Below are 1,561 nucleotides of genomic sequence, written 5' to 3'. Positions count from 1 at the left end.
TAGACATAATGACTCCCCACGAGGTGCTGACCTCCGAGTTCGTGGGTTAGTTTCGCAACCAGAGCCATACTGTATTTGTTGAACATACAATATCGGAGGTCAGCATGGTTAACAATAGCATAACTTTTATTGGCTTAGATACTCACAAAGAGTTCTTTGAAGTGGCTTATATTGAAGACAATCGTGACGCAAAACCCGTTAGCCTGGGCCGGATTAACGGCACTAAACAAGCACTGCAAAAACTGGTGCGGCAGTTTGAGTCAAAACACCCTGGCTCTACCCTGCATTTCGTCTACGAAGCAGGTCCTTGTGGCTACTGGATTTATCGCTTTTTAACAAGTTTAGGTCACTGTTGTTATGTCGTGGCACCGTCGCTAATTCCTAAAAAAGCCGGTGAGCGCGTTAAAACCGATAAGCGTGATGCGGTAAAACTGGCGTTGTTGCTCCGTTCAGGCGATATGGCCCCTATCTATGTGCCCGAACCAGAAGATGAAGCGATGCGTGATTTATCACGAGCACGTGAAACCGCCATGAAGGATTTAAAAGACGCCAAGTATCAGCTTAAAGCGATGCTGCTTCGCAACAATATCCGCTGTGAGGTGCAAGATAATTGGTCAACCAAACACCTGCGCTGGCTCACCGAACTGATATTGCCGCATCCTTCACAACAGATTGTTTTGCAGGAGGCGATTCAAACCATTACCGAGCGTATCCGCCGTTTAGAGCGACTGGATAACGAACTCAGCTACCATGTTAAAAACTGGCGTTACTACCCTGTTGTTAAAGCCATTCAAGCCATGCGCGGTGTGCGTTTATTAGTGGCTGTTGGCGTCATTGCCGAGCTGGGTGATTTATCCCGCTTCGACCACCCCAGAAAGCTGATGAGCTACCTCGGCTTAGTGCCGTCCGAGCATTCCAGTGGGGGTAAACGCAGGCAAGGTGGCATTACACGAACGGGTAATACCCGTGCCAGGCGCTTATTGGTCGAAGGTGCGCATACCTATCGCTATGCCGCCAATGTCTCGACGGAGCTGCAAAAACGACAAGAAAGTCTCAGCAAAGAAATCGTCGACATCGCCTGGCAAGCGCAGCTTAGATTATGCCGGCGTTATCAGCGATTAATGAAGCGTGGCAAACACTACAACTTAGTGGTAACGGCCATTGCCCGAGAGATGATTGCCTATATCTGGGCCATCTCCAGAGAAGTCGTACTGACACCCGTTAACCCCGCTAAACGGTTAGCAAGAGTGCCAGCATGAAAAACGAGTTAGAGTTAATGTATTGGATCAAGCAGCGGGTGTGGCACAACCACCGACGGCGTTAGGATGGCAACAGCCTCTCGGCTGTTGAACCTCGTACATAGACTGAAGACAGGTGCCACGGCGGATCAAGTAAGGTAGGCTCTGTTAGCGAAAGCTAATAATCCACGTATACCAGCATGACAACCGACGAACATTACCAGCTTCATCTGATGCATTAACTCGCTTTACCAGCAAAACAACGGTTCTTAAATGAGCAGGATTTTACTCAATCTGCTTGACGTGGGGAGTCATACCAACGC

At 48.9% G+C, this 1,561-nt stretch carries 1 protein-coding gene; it reads left to right on the top strand.

The window, feature by feature from the left end; all coding sequences use genetic code 11:
• Positions 1-104 precede the first annotated feature (104 nt).
• The gene (locus tag ORJ00_RS18940; RefSeq protein WP_306140554.1) at positions 105-1,259 is read left to right on the top strand and encodes an IS110 family RNA-guided transposase; all 1,155 of its coding nucleotides are present in this window, start codon (positions 105-107) and stop codon (positions 1,257-1,259) included.
• The last annotated feature ends 302 nt before the right edge of the window (positions 1,260-1,561 follow it).

It is taken from the genome of Rheinheimera baltica (assembly GCF_030731985.1).
In the GTDB taxonomy this organism is placed as follows: Bacteria; Pseudomonadota; Gammaproteobacteria; order Enterobacterales; family Alteromonadaceae; genus Alishewanella; species Alishewanella baltica.
Note: the sequence above shows the minus strand (reverse complement) of the source record. Positions and strands in the feature narration are given on the sequence as shown.

Excerpts from the sequence above, each read along its gene's own strand:
- ORJ00_RS18940 (WP_306140554.1), top strand. The coding sequence starts at position 105 with ATGGTTAACAATAGCATAACTTTTATTGGCTTAGATACTCACAAAGAG.